Origin of the sequence: Streptomyces sp. NBC_01275 (assembly GCF_026340655.1) — a bacterium.
In the GTDB taxonomy this organism is placed as follows: domain Bacteria; phylum Actinomycetota; class Actinomycetes; order Streptomycetales; family Streptomycetaceae; genus Streptomyces.
On sequence record NZ_JAPEOZ010000001.1, the window covers coordinates 833,400 to 858,286 of the forward strand.

18 protein-coding genes and 2 pseudogenes are annotated in these 24,887 nt (G+C 68.4%); 13 read left to right on the top strand and 7 right to left on the bottom strand.

All coding sequences use genetic code 11. From position 1 onward, the window contains the following. Positions 1-151: 151 nt before the first annotated feature. From OG562_RS03675 to OG562_RS03705, 6 genes are all read left to right on the top strand, one after another. Entirely contained in the window at positions 152-484 is a 333-nt protein-coding gene (locus OG562_RS03675; protein WP_060904887.1) for a carboxymuconolactone decarboxylase family protein, read from the top strand. Between the two features lie 323 nt (positions 485-807). Further along, positions 808-1,824, top strand: coding sequence for a zinc-dependent alcohol dehydrogenase family protein (locus tag OG562_RS03685; protein ID WP_266393544.1), 1,017 nt, complete (start codon positions 808-810; stop codon positions 1,822-1,824). 109 nt (positions 1,825-1,933) lie between these two features. Continuing rightward, the gene (locus OG562_RS03690) at positions 1,934-2,359 is read left to right on the top strand and encodes a nuclear transport factor 2 family protein (RefSeq protein ID WP_266393545.1); all 426 of its coding nucleotides are present in this window, start codon (positions 1,934-1,936) and stop codon (positions 2,357-2,359) included. A gap of 257 nt (positions 2,360-2,616) precedes the next feature. Then, on the top strand, positions 2,617-2,988 hold the full coding sequence (locus OG562_RS03695; protein WP_266393547.1) for a DUF2255 family protein: 372 nt from the start codon (positions 2,617-2,619) through the stop codon (positions 2,986-2,988). 67 nt (positions 2,989-3,055) lie between these two features. Beyond that, on the top strand, positions 3,056-4,642 hold the full coding sequence (locus OG562_RS03700; protein WP_266393550.1) for a Na+/H+ antiporter: 1,587 nt from the start codon (positions 3,056-3,058) through the stop codon (positions 4,640-4,642). 47 nt (positions 4,643-4,689) lie between these two features. Next, positions 4,690-5,646, top strand: coding sequence for an amidohydrolase family protein (locus OG562_RS03705; protein ID WP_266393552.1), 957 nt, complete (start codon positions 4,690-4,692; stop codon positions 5,644-5,646). A gap of 109 nt (positions 5,647-5,755) precedes the next feature. On the opposite strand, the gene OG562_RS03710 is transcribed toward OG562_RS03705, so the two are convergent. After that, positions 5,756-6,625: a helix-turn-helix domain-containing protein gene (locus OG562_RS03710; protein ID WP_266393554.1), complete on the bottom strand. Its 870-nt coding sequence runs from the start codon at positions 6,623-6,625 to the stop codon at positions 5,756-5,758. A 750-nt stretch (positions 6,626-7,375) separates the two neighbouring features. Between OG562_RS03710 and OG562_RS03715 the strand changes: the two genes are divergently transcribed. Both OG562_RS03715 and OG562_RS03720 read left to right on the top strand, forming a co-directional pair. After that, positions 7,376-8,335, top strand: a complete 960-nt coding sequence (locus OG562_RS03715; RefSeq protein ID WP_266393556.1) for an NADP-dependent oxidoreductase — start codon at positions 7,376-7,378, stop codon at positions 8,333-8,335. 213 nt (positions 8,336-8,548) lie between these two features. After that, on the top strand, positions 8,549-9,535 hold the full coding sequence (locus OG562_RS03720; protein WP_266393559.1) for an aldo/keto reductase: 987 nt from the start codon (positions 8,549-8,551) through the stop codon (positions 9,533-9,535). Positions 9,536-11,008: 1,473 nt separating this feature from the next. Here the strand turns inward: OG562_RS03720 and OG562_RS03725 are convergent. Then, positions 11,009-12,025: a PHB depolymerase family esterase gene (locus OG562_RS03725; RefSeq protein ID WP_266393561.1), complete on the bottom strand. Its 1,017-nt coding sequence runs from the start codon at positions 12,023-12,025 to the stop codon at positions 11,009-11,011. A gap of 31 nt (positions 12,026-12,056) precedes the next feature. Continuing rightward, positions 12,057-13,703 (bottom strand): ricin-type beta-trefoil lectin domain protein, encoded by a 1,647-nt coding sequence (locus OG562_RS03730; protein WP_266393563.1) that lies wholly within the window; start codon positions 13,701-13,703, stop codon positions 12,057-12,059. A 469-nt stretch (positions 13,704-14,172) separates the two neighbouring features. Here OG562_RS03730 and OG562_RS03735 point away from each other — a divergent pair, with 469 nt between their 5' ends. The 3 genes from OG562_RS03735 to OG562_RS03745 all read left to right on the top strand — a co-directional run bounded on the left by OG562_RS03735 (position 14,173) and on the right by OG562_RS03745 (position 18,956). Further along, positions 14,173-15,807 carry a glycoside hydrolase 43 family protein gene (locus OG562_RS03735; RefSeq protein ID WP_266408994.1) on the top strand — a complete coding sequence of 545 codons (1,635 nt, stop codon included), beginning with the start codon at positions 14,173-14,175 and terminating at the stop codon, positions 15,805-15,807. 53 nt (positions 15,808-15,860) lie between these two features. Further along, positions 15,861-17,894, top strand: a complete 2,034-nt coding sequence (locus OG562_RS03740) for a non-reducing end alpha-L-arabinofuranosidase family hydrolase (protein WP_266393565.1) — start codon at positions 15,861-15,863, stop codon at positions 17,892-17,894. A 96-nt stretch (positions 17,895-17,990) separates the two neighbouring features. After that, a complete protein-coding gene (locus OG562_RS03745; RefSeq protein ID WP_266393566.1) occupies positions 17,991-18,956 on the top strand; it encodes a glycoside hydrolase family 6 protein in 966 nt (321 codons plus the stop codon). Between the two features lie 236 nt (positions 18,957-19,192). On the opposite strand, the gene larC is transcribed toward OG562_RS03745, so the two are convergent. The 4 genes and pseudogenes from larC to OG562_RS03765 all read right to left on the bottom strand — a co-directional run. Next, the gene (gene larC, locus OG562_RS03750; protein ID WP_323187475.1) at positions 19,193-19,360 is read right to left on the bottom strand and encodes a nickel insertion protein; all 168 of its coding nucleotides are present in this window, start codon (positions 19,358-19,360) and stop codon (positions 19,193-19,195) included. After that, positions 19,357-19,536: a nickel insertion protein gene (locus OG562_RS03755; protein WP_266393568.1), complete on the bottom strand. Its 180-nt coding sequence runs from the start codon at positions 19,534-19,536 to the stop codon at positions 19,357-19,359. The genes larC and OG562_RS03755 overlap by 4 nt, the downstream gene beginning before the upstream one ends. 29 nt (positions 19,537-19,565) lie before the next feature. Further along, on the bottom strand, positions 19,566-20,288 hold the full coding sequence (locus tag OG562_RS03760; RefSeq protein ID WP_266393570.1) for a FadR/GntR family transcriptional regulator: 723 nt from the start codon (positions 20,286-20,288) through the stop codon (positions 19,566-19,568). Beyond that, positions 20,279-20,548, bottom strand: a pseudogene (locus OG562_RS03765) (aldo/keto reductase); the annotation flags it as partial. The gene OG562_RS03760 and the pseudogene OG562_RS03765, both read right to left, overlap by 10 nt. 220 nt (positions 20,549-20,768) lie before the next feature. On the opposite strand from OG562_RS03765, the gene OG562_RS03770 reads away from it, so the two are divergent. Together OG562_RS03770 and OG562_RS03775 are read left to right on the top strand one after the other, a co-directional pair. Further along, positions 20,769-23,000, top strand: a complete 2,232-nt coding sequence (locus OG562_RS03770; protein ID WP_266393572.1) for an alpha-L-fucosidase — start codon at positions 20,769-20,771, stop codon at positions 22,998-23,000. A gap of 894 nt (positions 23,001-23,894) precedes the next feature. Then, positions 23,895-24,788: pseudogene (locus tag OG562_RS03775) on the top strand (MsnO8 family LLM class oxidoreductase); the annotation flags it as partial. Positions 24,789-24,887: the final 99 nt, after the last annotated feature.

Genomic DNA, 24,887 nt, shown 5'->3' on the forward strand with positions numbered 1-24,887 from the left:
GGGTCGGCGAGCGCGGTCGGCCCGCGGAAAGCCTTCAACCGAAAAGGCAGGCTGTCAAACGCTGAGTTCGGAATTGGTTTGCGAATATGACAGAGCTCCCGGCCGTAGGCCGGGCCACCCTAATCCCTGAACACGCAAGGAGCACCACCCCATGACCGAGCGGAAGAAGTTCGCACCGCCGGCGATCCAGGAATTCGCCCCGAAGCTTGCCGAGGTGACCGACACGGTCCTGTTCGGTGACATCTGGGAGCGACCGGGTCTGTCCCCGCGAGACCGCAGCCTGGTCACCGTCACCGCTCTGGCCGCCTTGTACCGCAACGACCAGCTCGGCTTCCACCTCGGCAAGGCGCTGGAGAACGGCGTGACCAAGGACGAGCTGGTGGAGGCCCTCACCCATCTGGCCTTCTACGCCGGATGGCCCAACGCGATGACCGCGGTGACCCAGCTCAAGGCGATCGTGGAGAAGTCGGAGCAGTCGGGCTGAGGTACCGCCCCCATCAAGGGAAAGGCACACCATGGAACTGCTGAAGCAGCCTCCGACCATGAAGCTGCCTGCCGAATGGTTCACCGGCGACGTCTACGCCGACGTGATCCACCGTGGCGAGGAGCCCTCTCGGATGCGGGCCAGCACGGTCCGTTTCACTCGGTGCCGCGCCCGACCAGTTCATGACCCACCTCGCCCTGTGGGAGACGGACGACGCCACCTGGCTCGAGCACGTCTCGGACGACGAGTACAACGGACCGCGCGCCAACGCCCGTACCCGCCCCTGACACCACGCCAGATCCGACGCGACCTGAGAGAGCATCATGCGAGCCACCATCATCCACGCGCCTGGTGACATCCGGGTGGAGAACGTCCCCGAACCGAAGATCGTCGCACCGACGGACGCCGTCATCCGTACCGTCGCCACCTGCGTGTGCGGCTCCGACCTGTGGAGCTACCGGGGCATCAACCCAGTCACCGAGCCGCAGCCGATCGGCCACGAGTACGTCGGCATCGTCGAGGAGGTCGGCAGCGACGTATCCAATGTCAGGCCCGGTCAGTTCGTCATCGGCTCCTTCATCGCCTCCGACAACACCTGCCCGGTCTGCCGGGCCGGCTACCACACCTCCTGCCAGCACCGTGACTTCCCCAACGGCTGCCAGGCCGAATACGTCCGCATCCCCCTCGCCGACGGCACCCTCGTCGCTACCCCGGAGCAGCCGGCCTCAGAGCTGGTCCCGAGTCTGCTGGCCCTCTCCGACGTCATGGGCACCGGCTGGTACGCCGCCAAGGCGGCCGAGGTCGGGCCGGGTTCGACGGCCGTGGTCGTGGGTGACGGTGCTGTGGGCCTGTGCGGTGTCATCGCGGCGAAGGAACTGGGCGCCGAACGCATCATCGCCATGAGCCGGCACGCACCCCGGCAGAAGCTGGCCCTGGAGTTCGGTGCCACCGACATCGTCACCGAGCGCGGCGAGGAGGGCGTCGCCCGCGTCAAGGAACTGACGAACGGCGTAGGCGCCGACTCGGTTTTGGAGTGCGTCGGCACCCAGGAGTCGATGCACCAGGCCCTGCAGTCCGCACGCCCGGGTGGCAACGTCGGCTTCGTCGGCATGCCTCACGGCGTGCAGATCGACGGCCAGGAACTCTTCTTCTCCCACGTCGGTCTACGCGGCGGCCCTGCGCCCGTGCGCGCCTACCTTCCCGACCTGATCGACCGCGTCGTCAGCGGCCGTATCGACCCGGGCAAGGTCTTCGACCTCACCCTGCCCCTGGACGAGGTCGCCGAAGGCTACAAGGCCATGGACGAGCGCCGCGCCATCAAGGCGCTGCTGCGTCCGTGACATGAAGCCCGGCGGTGGTGGGTGCAGGATGAGCCGCGCCCACCACGGCCGCCACCACCGAGCGGTGAGCGCCCGCCCACCGCAGCCCAGCAGAAACGGACCGACCGCCATGACCAGCGAGGCGATCGCCACCGCCGAGGCGTACGTCAAGGCGCTCGCTACGCGCGACTTGGAACGGATCCTCCCCCACTTCGCTCCCGATGCCACCTGGACGATCCCCGGTGATCCGGCCCTGACGCCATGGGCTGGGCCCCGCAGCGGGCCGGAGGAGATCCGGCAGTCTCTCGCCGCGTTCTTCGCGGCCGTCGAGCCGCTCGCATTTGAGCTGCGCTCCTTGGTGGAGACCGACGGACAGGTGCTGGTACCGGGCCGGTACGCCTCCCGGTTCCATCCCTCGGGGCAGGTGCTCGAAAGCGAGATGATCCTGCGGTTCACCGTCACCGACGGCCTGATCACCGACTACCGCGTCTTCGAGGACTCGCTCGGCATCACCCGTAGCTTCCTCGGTGCGCCTCTCATCCCAGGTCCCGCCTGACCGCAGGTCTTCCGAAATCCCTCGACAGCGACACATCGGTACGTACGCCTTCCCCGGTCTCAGGAGCCCCCGCATGTCCGTTCGGCGCCCTGCTGGCAGCCCATGGCGACATCCCGCACAGCCTGCGCGAAAGCCTGGCCCTCACCGCGGTCACGGCCTTCGTCGGTGTTGCGGCGAATCTCTTCCCGAGGGCGGCCCGACGACCCTGACGAGCTTCCTCGCGTACTCACCGGATCAAGGAGATCGGAGACACCCCCATGACGGCATGGACGAGCGATGACCTCAACCGCATCGCCACCGCTGACGAGTTGGAGATGGCACCGCTCAGGCGCAACGGCACTCTGCGGAGGCCGGTGCCGATCTGGGTCGTCCGCGACGGTGACGACCTTTACGTCCGCTCCTTCCGAGGCACGGATGGCGGCTGGTGGCGTACGGCCCGTGCGAGCTACGAGGGGCACATCCGCTCCGGCGGAGTCGACAAGGACGTCACCTTCGTGGAGGTGCAGGACGACGAGATCAACGACCGTATCGACACGGCGTACCGCACCAAGTACGGCCACTTCGGCGGCGCCTACGTCGACCCCATGGTCGCCGCACGCTCCACGACGCTACGGCTGATCCCCCGATGAGCAGAACGATCCCCGCGGAAGCCGCTGAACCCCCACGAACAGCTGGTCCAGCACTGGAGTAAGCGCCATGCTCGGTCTTGAACTCGTCGTCGTCCTGGGCGCGGCCGTGCTGCTGGGCAATGCCCTGGGGCAGCGCTTCGGTGTCGCGCCGCCCGTCGTCCTACTGATCGTGGGCGCCCTCATCGGGCTCGTGCCGGCCGTCCGCCAAACCCAACTCCCGCCCGAAGTCGTGCTATTGCTCTTCCTCCCCGTGCTGCTGTACTGGGAGAGCCTGACCACGTCCATGCGGGAGATCCGTTCGAACCTGCGCGGCATCGTGCTGCTCAGCACGGTCCTGGTGATCCTCACCGCGTGGGCCGTCGCGGCCGCCGGACACGCGCTCGGACTGCCGTGGGGGCCGGCGTGGGTTCTGGGCGCGGCCGTGGCGCCCACCGACGCGACCGCGGTCGGCGCGCTGGCCGGTTCCCTGCCGCGCCGTGAGGTCACCGTGCTCCGGGCGGAGAGCCTCGTCAACGACGGCACGGCGCTGGTCGTCTACGGGCTGGCGGTCGGCATCACCGTCGGCGAGGAGCACCTCACCCTTGCGCACGTCGGAGCGCTGTTCCTGCTGGCGTACGGCGGTGGGGCCGCGGTCGGCGTGGCGGTCGCCTGGGTCAACATGAACCTCCGGCGCCGCCTGGCCGATCCCCTGCTGGGCAATCTCGTCATGATCCTGGCACCGTTCACGGCCTATCTGCTCGCCGAACTGATCCACGCCTCGGGTGTCCTCGCTGTCGTCGTGAGCGGACTGATCATGGCCCAGGTGGCTCCGAGCCTGATCCGGGCCGAGCACCGACGCCAGGCACTGGCGTTCTGGCCGCTGGCGACCTTCGTCATCAACGGCGCCCTGTTCGTCCTGGTCGGAGTGGAACTCCAATACGCGTTCCGCCACTTGAGCCGCGCAGATCTGCGGGATGCACTGATCGCCGTCGGTGTGGTCAGCCTGGTGCTGGTCCTCGTCCGGTTCGCGTTCCTGTTCTCCTCGGCCTACCTGATCCGCCTGATCGACCGACGTCCACAGCAGCGGCTGCGGAGGATCAGTCACCGGGCACGCACCGTCAGCGGCTTCGCCGGCTTCCGTGGCGCGGTGTCGCTGGCCGTGGCGCTCTCCGTACCGGAGACCGTCGACTCGGGCGCGCCCTTCCCCGACCGCGCCTTCATCGTCTTCGTCACCTCCGGCGTCATCGTGGTGACCCTCGTCGTGCAGGGACTGCTGCTGCCGGGCGTGGTGCGCTGGGCCCGGCTGCCCCGCGACACCTCCGTCGACGAGGAACAGATCCTCGCCGAGACCACGGCAACCGAGGAAGCCGTCAAGGCGCTCCCGGAACTCGCCGCCGAACTGGGCACCACTCCCAAGGTCACGGAGTGGCTGCGCCAGGAGTACGAAGCCCACCTGGCGACCGTACGGGCCGAAGGCGCCGGCGCCGACGAGGATCCCGCTCTGCTCCACAACCGCCACTACACCGACCTCCGCCTCGCCCTCATCGCCCACAAGCGCGCAACCGTCGTCCGCCTGCGCGACGAACAGCGGATCGACGACACCGTGCTGCGCCGCCTCCAGACCGCCCTGGACTACGAAGAGGTGCGGCTGGCCGGACGCGAGCAGGTGGAGTGAGCCGAGCCGGCCTCGACGACACCACACACCAGAAGGGACCTCCCGTCATGTCCACCGGCCTCATCGACGTCCACGCCCATCTCCTCCCCGACTTCTACGTCCAGCAGGCGACGGCAGCCGGCCACGGCCACCCCGACGGCATGGGCGGCTGGCCGTCATGGTCCGTGCAAGCCCACCTGGACCTGATGGACCGCAACGGCATCGAGACCGCGATGCTGTCCATGTCCTCACCCGGCGTGCACTTCGGCGACGACAAGGCGGCCCGCCTCCTCGCACGCCGCGTCAACGAGTACACCGCCGAACTGGCCCGGGGCCACCCGGGTCGCTTCGGCACCTTCGCCTCGCTGCCCCTTCCCGACGTGGACGGATCCTTGGAGGAGATCGCCTTCGCCTTCGACGGACTCGACGCCGACGGCGTGGCCCTGCTGACCCACACGCACGGGGTGTATTTGGGCGACCAGCGCCTGGAGCCGGTCTTCGCCGAACTCGACCGCCGCCAGGCCGTCGTCTTCCTGCACCCCACCTCACCGGTGTGCTGGGAACAGTCCGCACTCGGCAGACCGCGGCCGATGGTCGAGTACATCTTCGACACGGCCCGTACCGTCACCGACATGGTGATGGCGGGCGTCCTGACACGTCACCCGAACATCAAAGTGATCGTCCCGCACTGCGGCGGTGCGGTGCCCGTCCTCGCTGATCGCATCAACGAGTTCATGAGCCTGTTCCTGCAGTCGCAGCAGCCGCCCCGGTTGGACGCGGTACAGCAACTGCGCGGTCTGTACTACGACATGGCGGGCACCGCTTTCCCACGCCACGTGCCGGCGCTGTTGAAGCTCGTCGACCCGGACCGCGTGCTCTTCGGCAGTGACTACTGCTGGACGCCGTCCCCGCTGGCCGACGCGCACATCGCGGCGATCGACGCCGCCGAGCCGCCGGCGAAGGGCGCCACGTGGCGGTCGCTCACGACGGCAAACGCCAAGCGTGTCTTCCAGAGCGCCTCGTGATGAACCACGGCGAGCCACGTGCCGACGCGGTGATGAAGCCTGCGCCGCCGGTCCGGCGGCGAACCTGGTCTCCAGGGCCCAGGTCCGATGTGCCTGCTCGGCGAAGGCGTCACACGGCGCTGTCCACTCCCTCAGACTCCCTCTCGATCGTGGACGCCAGAGAGCGCAGAGCCTCGTGAGCGGGGCTTCCTGGCTCCGCGGTCCACACGACGAGCTGCTGCTCGGGATCTTCGGCGCACATGAAGGTAGACCGCTCGAGGGCCAGGTCGCCGACGACGGGATGCCGGAGCAGCCTCGTACCGCCGGCCCGCACGGCGACATCGTGCGACGTCCACCACAGGCGGAAATGCGCATCCAGCGTGGAAAGCTCCTCGACGAGGGCAGTCAGTCGAGGGTCATCAGGGTTCCGCCTGCTGTCCATGCGCAGATGGGACAGGGCCAGGCGAGCCATGTCCTCCCAGTCCCGGTAGAGCACGCGGATGGCGGGCTCGGTGAACACCAGGCGCACGTAGTTCCGCTGTTCCTCCGGGACATGTCCGAAGTCCATCACCAGGGCGGCGGCCATGGCGTTCCACGCCAGCAGGTCCGTGTTGCGCCCGATGACGAAGCCCGCGGTCAGGGAGAGGTCGTCGAGCAGGTGTTGCATCTGCGGCCGGACTCGTTGGCGAACGGTCCGGCTGACAGGGGGCGAGGTCGTCTTCCCTGCGAGGGTCAGGAGGTACTCGCGCTGATCGCCGTCGAGGCGGAGCACCTGTGCGAGCACGTCGAGTACGGCAGCCGACGCCTGGACACGTCCCTGCTCGAGCCGGGTGTAGTAGTCGGTGCTGATCGCGGCCATCTGAGCGACTTCCTCACGCCGCAGGCCGGGAACACGCCGGGGCTCACCGTTGTCGGGCAGCCCGGCCTTGTGGGGACTCAGCTGGGCACGGCGCGCCTTGAGGAAGACGCCCAGTTCCTCCAGGCTCGGATCGCGTCGCACACCCACAGCTTCGCACCTTGCCGCGATCCCGCGCCCCAAACGCCCCTTCACCACCAACCCCGTCCTCACCTGGAGGTCGAGACGCCGGGCGAAGGGCACGGGGTGCCCGCATCATCGCCGAGCGGCCCGCAAGCACCCCCTGATCAAGCTCTCCCTTGCAGGGGGCGGCCAACGGTTGCCCCAGCGGCCGGCTCGCTGGTCATGCCCCGACCACGGCTGTGGTGTTGGAAAGCGGCACGCTTCTGCGCCGGCACCGCCAGCGGCGTGTCCGAACCGGGCAGGCGGGTCGGCGGCACCCAGGCCGCCGACGCTTTAGGCACCCTGCTCGCCCGCCCGCTCCAGAGCGGGGGCGGAGATGCTCAGTGCAGGACATCGTCCTCGGCCTCGCGACTCTCCTGTACGCGGACGCCCCCATACGACGGTGGCCTTTGCGAGCGGTTCGGACGCGGACGTAGCGACGTATGACCGTAGGCGAGCATTGCGGCCACGGATCTTTTTTGCCGGGACCTATTAGTCACCGGATCGATGCATGCACAGTCGTCCGGACGCGAGAATTCCTGCCAAGGAAGATGTTGCTGGGCAGATAGAGCTTGCACGGTCGCCCCACCCCTGCGCAGGGGAAGGATTCATCCTGGGAAAAATCCTTCCCCCCTTCAGGATCGAGTGCCTGGGTACGATAACTGATGGCTCTGCGCGAGAAATCAATTGAGCCTCGCCACATCACATCGCGAGAAGTTAGGAAACGGCCGGATGAAAGTCATTGGACTGCGCGAGTTCGGCGGACCGGAAGTGCTGCGATCTTTCGAACTCCCCGACTCGCACCCTGGAGCCGAGGAGGTGCGGCTCCGTGTTCACGCCGCCGGAGTTAATCCCGTGGACGCAATGGTCAGGTCCGGACGGCTGGAGCAGATGTACAAGGGCCTCACGCCGCCCTTCGTCCCCGGGATGGAGGTCACAGGTACCGTCGAAGAGGTGGGCAGCGATGTCGACCCTCGCTGGGGCCTGGTGCCGGGCGCACACGTCGTGGGATTCGTCGACAACGCCGGAAGCCACGGCGGCTACAGCGAATATCTCGCCCTACCCGCGCGGTCCGTGGCCATCGCTCCCTCGAATGCCTCCGCCGCCGAGGCGGCCGGTTTCCTCAACAATGCGCTCACCGCTCACAACGTGCTCGACGCATTTCGGCTGCCAGAAGGCGCCACGCTCTTGGTGACAGGCGCTGCGGGATCGGTCGGCGGATACCTCGTGGAACTCGGTGCCGCGGCGGGCCTTCGCGTCGTGGCCGTCGCGGCAGAGGAAGATGCCGACCTCCTGGGCTCACTCGGCGCGCACGCGTTCATACCGCGCGGCCCCGGCATCGCCCTCCGGGTACTCGACGAGCTCGGTACTCCGGTGGACGCGGTGGCTGATGCCGCCTTGCTGCACGAGCAGATCGCTCCCGCCGTGCGCGACGGCGGCCAGATCGGCATCCTGCGCTCTTGGGACGGCGATCCAGGGCGCGGAATCAAGGTCAAGCATCTCAACGTGCGAGAACGACGGACGGACCGGGACGCGATCGTACGTCTGCGCGACCAGGTCGAAGACGGCGCCATCACACTGCGCGCCGCAATGTCCTTCGACGCGGACGACGCGGTGGCGGCCCATGCCCGGCTCGAGCAGGGCGGCCTGCGCGAACGAATCGTCCTCGCGTTCGACAACGAAGCGTGGTAGCCCGGCACACCAGGCACCACTTCGCTCACCTGGAAGCCCTGAACACCGAGTGCGCCTCCGCCACCGGCCTTGCTCATTCACCGTTGCGAACAGAAGACACCGGAAACCGACCGCACGCTCCGGGCACCGTGGGCCGCTGGAACGACGCGGAACTCTGCGGCCGTCCTGCACTCGACATCGGCCGGCCGGTGCCAGCCTCGACAAGGAGAAACAATGCACACGCGAACGCTCGGGCGCGACCTGCGGGTCTCCGCCATCGGCCTCGGTGCCATGGGCATGTCCCAGAGCTACGGGCCGAACCCCGGTGACCGGAGCGACATGATCGCCGTACTCCGTGGCGCCGTCGACCGCGGAATCACCTTCTTCGACACCGCGGAGGTGTACGGCCCTTACGTCAACGAGGAGCTTGTCGGCGAGGCCCTCGCTCCGGTGCGTGACCAGGTCGTGATCGCCACCAAGTTCGGATTCCGCATCGAGAACGGCGCCCCCGCCGGACTCAACAGCCGGCCCGAGCAGATCCGTGCCGTCGCCGCGGCCTCCCTGAAACGGCTCGGAGTCGAGAGGCTCGACCTGTTCTATCAGCACCGCGTCGACCCGGAGGTGCCCATCGAGGAGGTCGCCGGCACGGTGGGTGAGCTCGTGCAGGAGGGCAAGGTGCGCTGCTTCGGACTCTCGGAGGCCAGTGCGGAGACGATCCGCCGTGCCCACTCTGTCCACCCCTTGACGGCGGTGCAGAGCGAGTACTCGCTGTGGACGCGGGATCCCGAGCCGGAGGTCCTGCCGACGTGCGCGGCGCTCGGGATCGGATTCGTGCCCTTCAGCCCGCTCGGCAAGGGATTCCTGACCGGCATGGTGGACGCGTCGACCTCGTTCGTGACCGGTGACGTCCGCACGAACATTCCACGATTCACGGCCGAGAACCGGGCGGCGAACCAGGCTCTCGTCGAACACATCACCACCCTCGCGCAAACCAAGAGCGCCACACCCGGGCAGGTCGCACTCGCCTGGCTGCTCGCACAGCATCCGTGGATCGTTCCGATTCCGGGCACACGACACATCGCGCGAATCGACGAGAACTCCGGCGCCACCAGGCTGCCGTTGTCCCCCGACGAACTGGCGGACCTCAACGAACTCGCCGGCCGGGTCGGGGTACAGGGAGACCGTTACAACGAGCACCACATGTCGCTGGTCGACAAGTAACGGACGACGGCGGCATTCCGCGGACCGGTCCACACCTCATCAGGGACGAAACGGCTCTCCGGCTCGCCTCTCGATTGGTCAGCCCCATCTGCACGAGCCGGAAGTATTCCTCCCGCTCGGCCCGGAGCTTCACAGGCCCCTGAGCCTTGCGGACCTTGAAGTCCATCGCACCCCTTGAACTGGGGTGTTGCAACAACCACTAGAACCGAAGCATGCCTGCGGGGCTTCTTCGTCTCGGCCGTCGCGCGCGCTCGCACGCACGTCTCACCGACTGTGCGGACTCTCCCGGACCATGAGGCCCGACCTGGCAATACGCCCCCGCCCTCGATCAGAAGGACACCGCTGGACGGTCTCTACAACCAGTGCCATGTGGTACCGCGGCCCGCTCGCCAGCATCACGCACCACTCATCAAGATCCGGACCAGGTGCGGACCGACTCAGCCTGGCCCTCGACGTTTCCCCTCTTTGTCGCAGGTCAGGAGCGAGGTCAGGCGTGTACCACCAGCAGACGAAGAACCTGCTGGTGTCGTACTCGCCGAAGAAGCCGGGCTTCTTCTAGGAGCCGAATGAAGGGTGCCTGACCAGGGCAGATGCCCATCAGGCACCCTTCGCGGTGCGCAATCAAGCAGTAACCCGAAAACGCGCCGTTACTGCCGGTGTCTCCCACCGCTGCATGGACTCCTCAATCAGCCGGTCGGCATGGTTCCTTGTTTCGGCAAGCCGCCTCACGGGCTCGCCCCCAGGCAATGCCGTAGGCCGAGGCATCGAGCGTATGTGTTCGCGCACCATGCGAACGGGCACGAGAGGGCTCGGGGACCGGCCGCGTGGCCTTGGCTGCCCGCCGTTTCAGAGAGTGGATCTCGCGTTCCGAGGTGCGGGCACCGGTGATCCACGTCTGCCAAGGTCCGCCGGTGCGGGTGGTGAGCAGCTCGCCGAAGTCACGAACCAGTTGGTGGGCGATGTTCGGCTCGGGGCAGACGGTGAGGACTGCTTTGAGCTGGGCGGGCTAGGGCCGGTGGTCGTCGATGCGCTGGTCCGGTTTCGGCGGCCGGCGACCATGTCCTGCCAGCGGTCCGCGCGAGCATGGCGTTGCGCGGTGTTCCGGCCCCGTCCCAGGCAGGGGTGCCCCTCACCGACGACGGCCGCGGCTTCAGCCGCAACACCGCGGTCCAGCTGACGTGGCTGCACCAACACGGGCCGGCTCCGCCGCAGTAGGGGAGGGGGCCGACCGGCGTGGACGAACGTCGTCGCAGAGGACAGCGGCCTCTTTCTGTGCCATTTCTGTGAAACACGGCAACCTCTTGCCGGGCGGTGACCACTGGAAGGGGCAACGGCTCGATCTTCCAGAACGGATGAGCGATGAGAATGCAGCAAGCCCCGCAGCACCGCCGACACCTCCTGACCACGGCTCCGGCCGCATTGGGCGCCGGCGAACCGTCCGTCACTCCGGCGCAGTCGCTGTCATGTTCGACGTCAGGCCGGTGCTCCAGGCACCGACGCTGCTGGTGACCCGGCAGGCCGCCGGCCCGGGGACGGGTTGGAGGTCTGGAACTGCGTGAAGAACTTCCAGACCTCCTGCGGCACCCAGGTCCTGGATCCGCTGTCACCCGCGGCCCCGTCCTGCGGAGCGGCGATGTGTCCTTCGTCGAACGCGGCCCAGGCGACCGGATGCCCGGCCGAGCAACCCGAATAGGCGGTGACCCGGTGCGTCAGGCTGCCCTGCGCCGGTTCCGGCGGGTTCTGGGCGGCGCAGCCGTTGTTCCTGACGAACCTGTCCCGCAACGCCCGTCCGCCGGAGATGCCGAGGACGTTGTCCCTGAGGCCGTGCACCCCGAGGTAGGCGATGGGCTGGGTACCACCGCTGCATCCGCTCAGCTGCCCGCCGCTCTGGACCGCGACCGCGCGGAAGACCGTCGCGCGGGAACAGGCCAGGGCGTACGACATGGCGGCTCCGTAGCTGAATCCCAGGGCGAAGCGCTGTGTCGTGTCGACACACAGATCCGTCTCGAGGCGCCTGATCATGTCGTCGACGAAGGTGACGTCCTCCCCGCCGGCATTGGCCCAGCCGTTGTCGAGGCCTTGGGGTGCGACGAAGACGGTGCTGTTGTTCGCCAGTCGCTGGAGCCCGTAATAGGCCCAGGTGCCCGTTTCCACGGTGCGGCCGGTGGCGACGTCGGTGGAGGTGCCGCCCAGCCAGTGGAACCCGAAGACCAGCCGGTAGGCGCGGTTGCGGTCGTAGCCGTCGGGGACGCGCAGGATGAAGTTCCGGTTCTTGCCGCCGCTCTGGATCGTGTGCGTTCCGCTCGTCAGGGCGGGAGCCTTGCCGCACCCTGCGGTCGGGGCAGCGGCGCCGGCGGATGCGGCCGTCGTGGCGGAGACCGTGCGCGGGGTGTTCTCGCCCTGGCCGCGGCCCAGTGCCATGCCTCCCATGCTCAGGACGACCACCACCGCGACCACGGCGGACCATAAGAGGGATCTTGTCCTCGTCATCGTGAAACTCCCCTTCTGAAGCCGCGGTTGCTCACACGCGGGTCCACTTCTGGTTGGCCTGGCCGTTGCAGGTCCACAGCACCAGCGGGGTCCCGTTCGCGGTGCCGGCCCGGTCGACGTCGAGGCACAGCCCGGCGTGGACGTTGCGGATCGACCCGTCGGAACCGGCGGACCACTTCTGGTTGTCCTGGCCGTTGCAGGGCCAGGTGATGACACGGGCGCCGTCGGTGGTGCCCTGGTTGTAGGCGTCCAGGCACTTGTCGCCGAAGACGCGGATCTCTCCGCCGGCCCACGTGGTCCACAGCTGGTTGGCGGCCGTATGACAGTCCCAGAGCAGTACTGTCGCCCCGGCGGCGGTGGAGGCGTTGTCCACGTCCACACAGCGGCCGGACCCGTTGCCACGCAGCCGCGACACGGTGGCGGTCAGCGGGCTGCCACCGCTCACGCGGAACACGGCCACGCCGTGCGCGGGGACGCTCGCCGAGATCTGGCCCGCCGTACTCGACGTGCCGCCGGTCCACAGATCGGTGAGGGTGAACGGCCCGCCGGACAGGCCGACTTGAGCTGCTGTCGCACTGACCGCCGCGGTGCTGCCTCCCCGGTTGAACAGGCCCACCGCTACCGAGCCGTCGGACAGCGGCTTGGCGAACACCTCGGTGCTGCCGTCGTCGCGCACCCTGCGCCCGCCCGCGCCCGACTGATCCTGGTTCACCGCCAGCAGACGCGGGTTGCGCAGGATCGCGCTCACGTCGGCGGACATGGTGCGGATGTCGTTGCCGGCCATGAGCGGGGCAGCCAGCAGCGCCCACAGGGCGAAGTGCGAGCGGGACTCGGTCAGTGACAGGCCGGGACGACCCACGACCAGCATGTCCGGGTCGTTCCAGTGCCCTGGACCCGACTGCGCCGCCAGTGGCGCGGTGACGTCCAGGACGTTGCCGACGCCCATCGGATAGCTGTTGGTGTTGCCGTTCTGCCAGATGTCGAGCAGATCCTCGGTCGTCCGCCACAGGTCGGCGACCTCGCCCCAGTTGTACGTGGCGCCGGTGATGGCGTGGAAGCTGTTGGGGTTGATGCTGTAGACGATCGGCCGCCCCGTGGCGCGCAGGGCGTCGCGCATCAGCGTGAACCGCGCGACCTGCTCGTCACGAGTGCCGCTGGAGGAACACCAGTCGTACTTGAGGTAGTCGACGCCCCACGCGGCGAACGTGGCGGCGTCCTGGGCCTCATGGCCTCTGCTGCCCGTCGACCCGGGATAGGCGCCGCTGGTCTGCGCGCAGGTGCGTTCGCCGGGCACCTGGTAGATGCCGAACTTCAGGCCCTTGCCGTGGATGTAGTCCCCCAGCGCCTTCATCCCACCAGGGAACTTGGTCGGGTTGGCCCGCAGGTTGCCCGCCGCGTCACGCTGCGGGTCGAACCAGCAGTCGTCGACCACCACGTACCGGTATCCGGCGTCCCGCATCCCCGAGGACACCATCGCGTCGGCGGCCTGGCGGACCTGTGCCTCCGTGACCCCGCACCCGAAGCTGTTCCAGCTGTTCCAGCCCAACGGTGGAGTGAGCGCCGGGCTGCCGGGCGCGGCCGAAGCAGTGGAGTGGGCGGAAGCCGTCACGGACGCGGTGACCGTCAGCACGATGGTCGCGAGGAGGCGGAGCAGTCGTCCGCCTGACCGTCTGGACACCAGGGACTCCTTTCGCTGAACGGTGCCATGGGCGGGTGACACGAAGATCGATGTCACGTCCATGACACTGGACGGAAGAGAGATGAGCGGTTCGAAATTTCGTTAGCCATTCGGAAACCAAGGCCCCACGGATACTAGGGAGGCCATCGGACATGTCAACACCCATCACCGCACTGCCTCCATGATCCGGCCATACACGCTCGCGGAAGGCGGCGTATCTACACCATCCGGGCAACTGGCCCGCGGCAACATGGGATCAAATATCTTCGAATGTTTCGAAGCATCAGACGATTCATGCGAGAGGTATTGACGCGACCCACCGGCCCCCTATCATCCAAATTGCTCGACAAGCCGATCCGCGTTCGACATCTCGTATACAGAGCAGCCGCTCCACGCGAACCAGCAGGGCACCTCCGGACAACTCCAACCGCCAACGGCTGGGCCACAGAAGGAGAGCGCCATCGTGCAGATGTCATGGACCTATCAACCTTTGTCCCGTAGGCGCGCACTGACGGCCGCCACCGGCCTGGCCGCCGGCGCCCTGCTTCCTCCGACAGCGGCCCCCGGCACCGCTTCCGCCCAAGGGCCGGCCCTCGCAACCGCGGCGGACTTCACGAACCCGGTGATCTGGCAGGACTTCGCGGACATCGACGTCATCCGCGTCGGTGACACGTACTACGCCTCGGCCTCGACGATGCACTACTCGCCGGGCGCACCCGTCCTGCGCTCGTACGACCTGGTCGACTGGGAGATCGCCGGCCACTCGGTGCCTGTCCTCGACTTCGGCGCCAAGTACGACCTGAACGGCGCCCGTGGCTACGTCCGGGGCATCTGGGCATCGTCGCTGGCCTACCGACCGAGCAATCGGACCTTCTACTGGCTCGGCCAGATCGACTTCGCCCGGACGTACGTCTACACCGCCACCGCTGCCGAGGGGCCGTGGAGCAGGCTCACGACGATCAGCACCCCCTACTACGACGCCGGGCTGCTCGTGGACAACGACGACACCCTGTACGTGGCGTACGGCAACAGCACCATCAGCGTGGCCCAGCTCTCGCCGGACGGCCGTACCCAGGTCCGCACACAGCAGGTGTTCACCACTCCGTCGAGTGTCGGCACGCTGGAGGGCTCCCGCTTCTACAGGATCAACGGGCAGTACTACATCTTCCTGACCCGCCCGGCCAACGGCCAGTACATCCTGAAGTCGTCGAGCGGCCCCTTCGGTCCGTACACGATGCGTCAGGTCCTGCTGGACCTGCGCGGACCGATACCCGGCGGCGGCGTCCCCCACCAGGGCGGACTGGTACAGACGCAGAACGGCGCCTGGTACTACCTGGCCTTCGTCGACGCCTACCCCGGCGGCCGGGCGCCCGCCCTGGCACCGATCACCTGGACGTCGGACGGCTGGCCCGTCGTCCAACTCGTCAACGGCGCATGGGGTCTGACGTATCCCAGCCCAGCCGTGCCCCCTCCGCCCCGCGAGGTCACCCCCATGATCGGCGTCGACACTTTCGACGGCACAGCCCTCAAGCCGAGATGGGAGTGGAACCACAACCCGGACAACACCAAATGGTCGGTGAACAACGGCCTGACCCTGCGGACCGCGACCGTCACCGACGATCTCTACTGGGCCCGCAACACCCTCACGCACCGCATCCAGGGCCCCGCCTCCACCGCCACGGTCCAGCTCGACCACACCGCGATGCGGGACGGCGACCGGGCCGGACTCGCGCTGCTGCGTGACTCCTCCGCCTGGATCGGCGTCAAGCGCGACGGCGCCGGGACGCGGGTGGTCATGGTCAACGGGCTGACCATGGACACCAACTGGAACACCACCGGCACCGGCACCGAGGTCGCGAGCGCGGCCGTGTCGGGCAGCCGCATCTGGCTGCGCGCGAGCGCGGACATCCGCCCCGGCGCCGGACGCCTCGGCACCTTCTCCTACAGCACCGACGGCACCACCTTCACCCGCCTCGGTCCCGCCTTCTCCCTGGGCAACGACTGGCGGTTCTTCATGGGCTACCGATTCGCCCTCTTCAACCACGCCACCCAGGCGCTCGGCGGCTCGGTGCGCGTCGCACGGTTCGAGCTGACCACTCCCTGAACAGGTCCACCGAACGCGCCACTCAACCCCCCACCCACTCCACGAGGAGAACCATGAACCCGCTGAAACGGCTCGGCTGTCGCCGAGCCTCGGTCCTGGGCCTGCTGGCCGCGACCGTCCTGGTGACACCCGGGACCGCGACCGGTGCGCCCGACCCGACCGACGCGCCCAAATCGCCCGACGCCGTTCGGGCCTCCACCCTGGGCGCCCAGGCGGCCCAGTCCGGACGGTACTTCGGAACCGCCGTGGCCGCAGGCCGGCTCGGCGACCGTACGTACACCGGCATCCTGGACCGTGAGTTCAACTCGGTCACACCCGAGAACGAGATGAAGTGGGACACGACCGAGCCGTCCCGCGGCTCGTTCAACTTCGGCCCTGGCGACCAGATCGTCAACCGCGCGACGTCCCACGGTCAGCGCATGCGTGGCCACACCCTGGTGTGGCACTCCCAACTGCCCGGCTGGGTCAGCTCCATCAGGGACGCGAACACCCTGCGCGGCGTGATGAACAACCACATCACCACCGTGATGAACCACTACAAGGGCCGGATCCACTCCTGGGACGTGGTCAACGAGGCCTTCGCCGACGGCTCCAGCGGCCAGCTGCGCAGCTCGGTCTTCCGGGACGTGCTGGGCGACGGCTTCCTGGAGCAGGCGTTCCGCACGGCCCGGACGGCCGACCCGGCAGCCAAGCTCTGCTACAACGACTACAACATCGAGGACTGGAACGCGGCCAAGACCCAGGGCGTCTACCGCATGGTGCGCGACTTCAAGGCACGCGGCGTGCCCATCGACTGCGTCGGCCTCCAGGCCCACTTCGGCGCCGGCGGTCCCCCCGGCAGCTTCCAGACGACGATCTCGAGCTTCGCCGCACTCGGCGTGGACGTTCAGATCACCGAACTGGACATCGCGCAGGCGTCACCGACCGCGTACGCGAACACGGTCAGGGCCTGCATGAACGTCACGCGCTGCACCGGCATCACGGTCTGGGGCATCCGCGACAGCGACTCCTGGCGCAGCGGCGAGAACCCGCTGCTGTTCGACCGCAACGGCAACAAGAAGCCGGCGTACAACGCGGCGCTGACGACACTGGGCGGCACACCCGCCACCACCCGCAGCGCCCCCGACGCCGCCGCCCTGCCCAGCAGGTACTCGTGGAGCTCCAGCGGCCCGCTGATCGCCCCCAAGCCGGACTCGACCCACAACATCGCCGGCCTCAAGGACCCGACGATCGTCCAGTACAACGGCAAGTACCACGTGTTCGCCAGTACCGCGAGCTCCTCCGGCTACAACCTGGTCTACCTGAACTTCAGCGACTGGTCCCAGGCCGGCTCAGCCACCCACCACTACCTGGACCGCACCGCCATCGGAGCCGGCTACCGGGCCGCGCCGCAGGTCTTCTACAACGCGCCGCAACGCCTGTGGTACCTCGTCTACCAGACCGGCAACGCCTCGTACTCCACCAACCCCGACATCAGCAACCCCAACGGGTGGAGCGCCCCGCGCAACTTCTACTCGTCGATGCCCGACATCATCCGGCAGAACATCGGCAACGGCTACTGGGTCGACATGTGGGTGATCTGCGACAGCGCCAACTGCTACCTGTTCTCCTCCGACGACAACGGACACCTGTACCGGTCCCAGACGACCGTCGGCCAGTTCCCGAACGGCTTCACGAACACGGTCATCGCACTGCAGGACTCCACATACGCGTTGTTCGAAGCGAGCAACGTGTACAAGGTGCAAGGCAGCAACCAGTACCTGCTCCTCGTCGAGGCCATCGGTTCCGACGGGCGGCGCTACTTCCGCTCCTGGACCGCCACCAGCCTCGCCGGCTCCTGGACGCAGCTCGCCGCGTCCGAGAGCAACCCCTTCGCACGGGCGAACAACGTCAGCTTCCCTGCGGGCGCCTGGACCCGGGACATCAGCCACGGCGAGATGATCCGCGCAGGCTACGACCAGACGCTCACCATCCCCTCCTGCCGGCTCCAGTACCTCTACCAGGGCATGAATCCCAACGCGGGCGGCGACTACAACCTCCTCCCGTGGCGGCTCGGCCTTCTGACCCAGACCAACTCGACCTGCTGACCGACCCTGCCGTGGGGAGCGCTTCCGACGGGAGCGCTCCCCACCCGCACCGCCGGACCATCGGACGTATCCCTGTCAGAGAACCGAGGTACCGTCATGCGCCGCAGACTGCTCGCCCTGGCAGCAGCGCTCACCTCGCTGCCGCTCGCGCTCACCGCCGCACCGGCCGCCCACGCGGCGGACCCGACGACCATGACCAACGGGTTCTACGTGGACCCCGACTCCAGCGCGAAGCGGTGGGTCGCCGCCAACCCCGGCGACGGCCGGGCGCCCGCGATCAACGCCTCCATCGCCAACACCCCTACGGCCCGCTGGTTCGGCTCCTGGAGCGGCACCATCGGCACCGCCACCGGCGCGTACGTGGGTGCCGCGGACGCACGGGACAAGCTGCCCGTCCTTGTCGCCTACAACATCTACAACCGCGACTACTGCGGCGGGCACTCCGCGGGCGGAGCCTCCTCGCCGTCCGCCTACACGAACTGGATCGCCCAGTTCGCGGGCGGGATCGCGGGCCGCCCGGCTGTCGTCGTCCTCGAACCGGACTCCCTGGGGGACTACGGCTGTATGACCCAGGCCCAGATCGACGAACGCGAGGCCATGCTCACCGGCGCGCTCTCCGAGTTCAACCGCCAGGCTCCCAACACCTGGGTCTATCTCGACGCCGGCAACCCGGCCTGGGCGAGTGCCGCGACCATGGCCACGCGCCTCCACGAAGCCGGCGTCCGCCAGGCTCACGGCTTCTCGCTCAACGTCTCCAACTACCTGACCACGGCCGAGAACACCGCGTACGGCAACGCCGTCAACAGTGAACTGAGCGCCCGGTACGGCTACACCAAGCCGTTCGTCGTGGACACCAGCCGCAACGGCAACGGCTCCAACGGCCAGTGGTGCAACCCCTCAGGCCGCCGGATCGGCACCCCCAGTCGGCTGGGCGGAGGCGCCGAGATGCTCCTGTGGATCAAGGTCCCGGGCGAGTCCGACGGCAACTGCGGCGTCGGCACCGGCTCCTCGGCCGGACAGTTCCTCCCCGAGGTCGCCTACAAGATGATCTACGGCTACTGAGGCGGGACCGCGGCGAGCAGCGCCGTCACCCCGCCGGGCAAGTTGCCCGGCGGGGTGCGTGGCTGATCGGGGGTTCGGGCGCTCAGCAGGTGGAGTCGGTCTGGGTGAGCAGGCCCATCCTCCAGGGCAGGCGTTGGTTGTCATATACATGACTAGTTCGCGTGCCTGGCGGCGTCCCCCGCTCGGAGCCGTGGCCGCACGGGCAGGGGTGTCCACGGCCACGGCGTCGAACGCGCTCAACGGCATCGGAGGCTGTCCGAGGCGACCAGGCAGCGCCTGCCGGCTGCCGCGTCGGTGGGTGTCACCGTCTCCCCGGGCAGATCGCTGCCCGTGACGGCTGCTCCGGCCGACAACGTGAGGGGCGCCGGTGCCGGGCAGGTAAGCACGCCATGCACGGAGTTCACCTGACCCCCGCCGAGCGGCAACGGTGCGCAACGACCCCGGTGACGCCCAGGGCGTGCAGGGCGGCGGCGGTGCCGGCGATGTCGACGAGCGTGTGTCGACCGCCCGGTTGGTGCAGATGAACGGTTGCCTCTGCCTCGTCCGCGTCGTGCGGGCCGCCCTCCGCCACGGCGGTCACGGCGGCCAGTGGCGGGCAGCGCCCGCCCGTCAGTTCCGCGCTGCCGTTCCGAAGGGGAGGGGCTCGCCGGAGCGCAGGTGTTCCCTCAGCCACTGCTCGGTGTTGCTCACGTGCAGCAGTGCGGCGGCCTGGCTGAGGGCGGAGTCACGGGTGGACAGGGCGTTGAAGATCGCCTCGTGCTCGGCGAGAGTGCGTCCCGCAGCCTTGTCGTCGACCAGACCGCGCCAGATCCGCGCGCGCAGCGTGCGGCCGGAGACGCTCTCCAGGAGAGTGAGCAGGGTTTCGTTGTCGGTCGCGGCGACGACGGCGCGATGGAAGGCGGCGTCGTGGGCGTTGAGCAGTTCGACGTCGTCGCGGGCCTCGCGCATGGCGTCCAAGTGGCTTTTGACTTCGGCCAGTTGGTCGTCCGAGATCCGGGTGGCGGCCAGCCCGGTGGCGACGGGTTCGAGGAGCCGTCGTACCTCCATGAGGTCCTGCAGGGCAGCCGAGTCGCCCTGCAGCAGTTCCACGGCCCCGCCGAGCCCTTCCAGGAGCAGGCTGGGCTGCAGGCTGGTGACATAGGTGCCGTCACCACGGCGGACCTCCAGGACTCGGGCGACGGCCAGCGCCTTGACCGCCTCGCGCGCGAGGTTGCGGGACAGACCCAACTGGGCCGCCAGGTCCGGCTCCGGGGGGAGCTTCGCTCCCGGCGGCAGCGCACCGGTCCGGATCAGTTCACGGATCTCCTCGATGGCCTTGTCCGTCAGAGACACCGCTCACCCCTCCCCCCACCGTGCCCCGTGAGCACGTCCGACCTGATCAGCCCCTGAGTGCGGAGATCGTCCCAGAGGCCGTCCGGGACTTGCTGATCATGGAGTCTCACGTCTCGTCCGACCGGTTCCGGAGTCCGCATGCCGAGGGTGACGTTGATGATACTGGGATGCGTATGCGGGGAGGCGATCGCCCGAGCTCGGGCGTCCAGAGCCGACGGGGCGTCCTGGTGGCCGTACGGCACACCTCGACGGGCCGGTCGCGGGAGATCCGTCAGCTGGGAACTGACCATGAACTGCCTGCCAGACATCGCATGTCTGAGTGAACGCAATATGCATGAAGAGCCTAACAAGTAGGACAAACACCTCAGCCATACGGGGTTTTCATCCCTGCACGCTGGTTGACATCCCATGGCGACATGGCCGACCTTCATGCGTGGCCCTGCATTCCCCCCTGTCCCCTTCCGCATCAGGGATGTGTCCATGTCGAGCTCGATCAACAGACGCCAGTTCCTGGCCTCCGCAACCTGCGTGGCCACGGCGGCCGTTGCCGGAGGTATGTTAGGCGCCGACATCGCCCAGGCGGCGCCCAGCACGTACACACCCGACTGGAACTCGGTCGACCAGCACCCGCCGGCCCCTGAGTGGTTCCAGGACGCGAAGTTCGGGATCTACTTCCACTGGGGCGCCTTCAGCGTCCCCGCCTTCGACAACGAGTGGTACCCGCGCAGCATGTACCAGGCCGGGAGCAAGGCGAACCAGCACCACATCGCCACCTACGGCCAGCCCTCGGCATGGCCGTACCACAACTTCATCAACGGAGCGAAGGACCTGGCGGGCAAGACCGTGCAGTTCGCGCCGAAACTGAGGTCGGCCGGCGGGAAGTTCGACCCCGACGAGTGGGTGCAGCTGTTCGTCGACGCGGGCGCCAGGTTCGCCGGCCCGGTCGCCGAGCACCATGACGGTTTCTCCATGTGGGACAGCAAGGTCAACGAGTGGAACTCGGTGGACAAGGGGCCAGGGCTGGACCTGCTGCAGCTGTTCTCCACGGCCATCCGCGCCAAGGGCCTGAAGCTGCTGGTGGCCATGCACCACGCGTACCACTTCAACGGCTTCTACGAGTTCGTCCCCGCCCAGACGGACCCCAGTCTCAAGAAGCTCTACGGGCAGCTGGGTTCATCCGCGGAGAACCAGCTCTGGTACGACAAGCTCAAGGAGGTCATCGACCGGGCGAAGCCCGACATCCTCTGGCAGGACTTCAAGCTGGACGCCGTCGACGAGACGCAACGCCTGAACTTCCTGTCGTACTACTACAACCAGGCCAACAGTTGGGGCCGCGAGGTCGTCGCCACCTACAAGGACGGCATGAACGGCAAGGGTGAGGTCTTCGACTACGAGCGCGGCGGCCCGGGCGATCTGACCACCCCGTACTGGCTCACCGACGACAGCATCTCCAGCAGCAGTTGGTGCTACACCCAGGGCATCGGTTATTACAGCGTCCCCCAGATGCTGCACTCGTTCCTCGACCGGATCAGCAAGAACGGCAACGTGCTGCTGAACATCGCGCCGATGGCCGACGGCACCATCCCCCAGGCGCAGAAGGACATCCTGCTCGGCATCGGGGACCATCTGAAGCGCTTCGGCGAGTCCGTGTACTCGACCCGTGCGTGGACCGCGTACGGCGAGGGACCGACGAAGATGGGCGGCGGTGCGTTCACCACCCCGCACGCCGGCACGCCAGAGGACATCCGCTTCACCCGCAACAAGGCCGACAACGTCCTCTACGCCACCGTCCTGGGCTGGCCCGGCACCACTCTGACGATCAAGACCCTCAGCTCGGATCGGATCAACCTCTCCTCGCTGACCTCGGTGCAGCTCCTCGGCTCCACCGCCGGCACCTACATCGACCTGCCCACTCCGGCCCAGAACTCCTCCGGCCTCACTGTCACCCTGCCGTCCTCGGCGCCGTACAGCGCGGGCGCCTACGTCCTGAAGCTCACCTTCTCCGGCACGATCCCTGGCCTGCGGCCACTCGCCGGCGCCATCGCCTTCACCGACGTCAACTACACCGGCAACGCCGCCGTCCTCACCGTCGGCGACTACACCGCGGCCGACCTGACCGCGGCCGGACCGGGCCCGCGCACCCTCTCCTCCCTCCGGCCTGCCCCCGGCTACCAGGTCATCGGCTACTCCGACGACAACTTCACCGGCGCCTCCTGGACCTTCACCGCCGACAACCCCGACCTCAGGGTCACCGGCAACAACGACAAGGTCACCTCTCTCAAGGTTCGGTTCGACCCGGCGACGTACTTCCGGATCACCAACGTCACCAACGGCCTCGCCCTGGACGGCGGCGGCAACGTCGCCTCCGGGTCCAACCTCAAGCAGTGGACCTGGGACGGCAGTTCGAACCTGCAGTGGCATGCGGAGGCTGTCGGAGACGGCTACTACAGGCTGGTCAACCGCACGAACGGCATGGTCGCCGACGGCTGGGGCGCCACGACCGACGGCGCCGCAGCCAGACAGGCGCCCTGGAACGGCGGCGCCAGCCAGCAGTGGAAGATCACCCACCGGGGCGGCGAAAGTCATTCGATCGCCAACCGCACCACCGGCCTGGTCCTCGACGGCGGCGGCAGCGTCGCCTCGGGCTCCGTCACCAAGCAGTGGACCTACGGCAGCAGCACCAACCTGCAGTGGACCTTCACCGCGCTGTAGCCGCGGGGCCCGCTGCCGCTGACGTGGCGGCGCAGATCCTGGTGCGAGCCTCCGGCCGTACCACCGGGTTGCGGTGCCCGATCGCCCGGATGCCGCACCGACGGGGGTGGAACCGCTGAGTTCGGCCAAGACCTGTCGGTCGAGACCGCGGTGCGGCGGGGCGCAGGCAGCGGGCACTCGCTGGTGTGATCCGTACCGGGCGGAGGCGTCCTTCGCCCGACCGGACCGGGGCCGCATCAGGTGAGGAGGGGTGCTCGTGCCGCTGCCGCCTCGACACCCCGGACGTCAGCTCCGACGGCTCAGGGAGCGACCCCCATGAGACGGGCGCTGTCAGCGAGGACGGCACCATCGCCCACTCCATGATGCCGACGCTCGTCGCGCTGACCCTGGGCCCCGCTCTGTTCGGCTTCTTCGGCCTGCGGTTGCCGCCCCGTGCCGTCCGCAAGGCCACCCGGCCGGGAAGCGAGCGCCCGCACCCGGTGCCCGCCGCGTCCGGTCTGGGCGCGGTTCGTGCTGCGCCGGCCGGTGGCCGTGCTGTCGATCGCCGGACTCGGTCCCGGGGCCGCGCCTTGACACCGCCGACAGTGTCCGGCGCCTCGGCTTCCTCGCACCGCTCGGGCAGGCCACAAGCGGGGGACGAGAGCCCAGGTTCTCCCGGAACCGATCGAAGCGGGAGTAGCCGTCGAAGGCCTCCTGGAGCACCCACCGCATGGCGGGGCCTTCAACGAGAAGAGATCAAGACCATGGTGAAACTCTCGATCGTGGAACAGGCCACGGTCCCGCGCGACAAGACCGCCATCGACGCCTTCGACGAGGCGCTGGCCACCACCAAGCACGCCGAGCGGCACGGCTTCCACCGGATGTGGTTCGCCGAGCACCACGGCCTGGGCACCGTCGGGCTCGCACGCCCCCGAGGTCCTCATGGGCGTCGTGGCGCGGGAGACCGAACGCATCCGCATCGGCTCCGGCGCGATCCTGCTCAACCACTACAGCCCCCCGAAGGTCGCCGAGCTGTTCCTGCAGTTGGAGACCGTGGCGCCGGGGCGATTCGACATGGGGCTCGGCCGGGCGACCACTGGCCCGCTCGTCGACATCGCCCTGAAGCGCGACCGGGACAGCGGGCATCTCGACGACTTCGACCAGCAGGTGCAGGAAGTGCTGGCGTTCCTGCACCACGATTTCCCCGCCGACCACCCCTTCCGGCAGATCCAGCTCATGCCGTCCGTGACCGCCCGCCCCGACCCGTGGATCCTCGGCTCCTCCGGCAGTAGCGCCGGACTGGCCGCCGCCCTCGGCGTCGGCTACTCGTTCGCCGGGTTCATCAACCCGGGCGGGGCGGTTCCTGCCCTGCGGGCGTATCGCAAGGCGTTCAAGCCCACCCTGTACGGCGCCGAAACCCCCCAAGTCATGCTCGGCGTCGCCGTGTTCGCCGCCGACACCGACGAAGAAGCCCACCGAATGACCTGGCCGACCCGGGCCGTCTTCGACCGCCTCGGCCGCACCGGACAGGCCCCCGCCGTCCCGACCATCGACGAAGCCTCCCGCACGCTCACCACCGCGCAGAAGGACGAACCGTCCAGGATCGTGAACGGCCGGTGGCCCCGGCAGCTCGCCGGCCGCCCCGAGACCGTGCGGGACCAGCTCCTTCAGATGATCGAGGAGACTGGGGCGACCGAGGTCATGCTCCAGAGCATCAGCCCCGACCAGGAAGCCCGCCGCCACTCCCACGCGCTCATCGCCGACGCTTTCGGGGTCACGCCCGACGCACGGCCGGCCACCGCAGCGTAGGAGAGCGTGCTGTCGATGACCGTGTCCGCGATGCCCCCTCGGCGCCGCGGACACGACCGCTTCATGCTGTCGGCGCCTGCCTGACGGGCGTCCGCTGAT